At 36.1% G+C, this 2,017-nt stretch carries 1 pseudogene; it reads right to left on the bottom strand.

Features of this window, described 5'->3' with window-relative positions:
* Window positions 1-696 precede the first annotated feature (696 nt).
* Window positions 697-1,632 (bottom strand): annotated as a pseudogene (gene repM, locus FTV38_RS17235) (replication initiation protein RepM); the annotation flags it as partial.
* Window positions 1,633-2,017: the final 385 nt, after the last annotated feature.

The raw sequence follows: 2,017 nt of genomic DNA, 5'->3' as shown, positions 1-2,017 counted from the left end.
TACTGATCATAAAGTTTTTGATGATCTTCAGTGATTTCTAAATCGTAATATTCTCGATCTGATTTCTTTAAAAACACCTCTGACAAACGATTATTTTTTTCGGCATCACTCAATTTCATGGTCTAAATGCTCCTATTTTGCGTTTATTGGCGTTTTTAGCCCTGTTTGGCTAGATTTCCCTGTTTTTGAAGAAAAGGCGCTTAAATGCGATTTTAGGCGGTTTTTGCGCTATGGGGTGAAATTCGATATTGGTGCTTTGCTAACAATAAAATTTTTAGCGGTTTGGAGATTTATCATTTTCCGACAGCAGGAGGGAATGCACGCTTACGCGTTTCTCTCCGAGAAACAAAAAAACGACCTCTGAAAAAGATAAAAATAAGCCCCAAAAGTTGGGGCATTTTGAAATCTTTTTTAGAGGAGATTTTAGTTAGGTTTAAACCTTGATGTTTCACCTCTCAAAATCTCAAAAAATTGAGATTGTTGTTTTTCATCGAGAAGCATCGTTTTTAATCTGCTTTCAAAGTCTGCCATTTTTTCGCTATCTTTTTTCAAGTGCTTGTACCTTTTGTCCCGTGCAATGCTGAAAGCACAGCTCGAAAGATGAACGCTCCCCCTTGGGTCGAATGCAATAAATTTATGATCTTCGATAGAGTAGGTTTTGACTTGATCAACCAGTTTCACTGTTGATTGATTTTTCTTAGAACCGAAGCCAAGTTTTTCTAAAAGCGGATAAAACTTTTTAAATTTTTCAGGTTCTAACAGCATGTCTGCTATACGTTTCGCAAAATCTTGAAAGGATTCTGTACCCTCAGAGTATTTGCTCATTTCAGGCATTTCTGACAGCTTGTGAGCGAATAGGAAGCGTTGCGGATCTGTCATTTTGGTGAATAGGTCAGGCGTGTTTTGATCTCGTTGGGGAGATACTGATTTTTCAGAAATTTCCGTTTGTTTTTGCTTAAACTTGAAGGAAAATCCTGAAATCGCACGACCTGTTTTGTGCTGTTCGACCTTAACTTTAATGTCTGTTTTTTCATTAATTTGATTTATGGCAATGTCTAAAACTCGCTTTTTAAAATCGTTCATTTGTTTGTATTCAGTATCTAGAACACCAAGTTTTTGTCTAAATTTTTGTATCTCAATAATGGGTGTTTTACCTGTGCTACGCCAAGCAATCAATAATTCGTAAAGTCTTACAGCGTAAGCACTTGTAAGCCCTGAAACTTGTTCTATATCGTATTTTGTAAACTGTTCTTCTAGGCGAGTAATCAATGGAATGATGGCAGGGGCAAAAATTAATTTAACAACCGCCTCTTTCTCAACATAAATAACTTCACTCACCCATCTTGATTTATGGTGCTGGATATTTCCCTTATCGCTAAGGCTCTGATAACTGAATTGCCTTGCAAATAGGTCATCACAAGCATCTTTTAATGCTTGATATGCAGTATTTCTATGTGCCGAAAATTGATTGATGTAGCTTTCAGCGTGAATGATCAATGGGTCATTTGCGTTAATTCCCTTGCCACTTTGACGAGCTTCAATAATCGCTAAAAGTATTAATCTTTGCTCGACTAAATCGAGGTTATAACTCGCATTAATTAACGCATTATCTTTAACAACTAAATTACTCATTATGTGACTCTATTATTCTTAGACGTTTATGTGACTTTAATAATTAACGTCACAACATGCAAGGTAAACGTCACTTTATCTTTTGAAATTTTCATTTTTTTGCAAGGTAAACGTCACTTAATTGCAAGGTAAACGTCACTTAATGAAGCTTGAAACGCGCACACAGCAATGCTTTCAGCGTGTCTAAAAGCATTTAAAAGCTTAAAAGATTATTAAAAGCCAAAAAAAAATTAAAAAGCATTTAAAACTGCCCTATGTTTTCGCTTCGCTCAAACTCTATTGAATCTCGCTGCGCTCGATTCCTGGGGGCAGTTTTTTCAAATATCCACTAGGACGCTAAAAACAAGAATGGATTCGCTTCGCTCATAAAGCTTTATGCTCGCTT

The sequence above is a fragment of the Acinetobacter sp. YH16044 genome (assembly GCF_013417145.1).
GTDB lineage: Bacteria > Pseudomonadota > Gammaproteobacteria > Pseudomonadales > Moraxellaceae > Acinetobacter > Acinetobacter amyesii.
The sequence above is the reverse complement of the archived record's forward strand: the minus strand, read 5'-3'. Positions and strand labels throughout refer to the sequence as shown.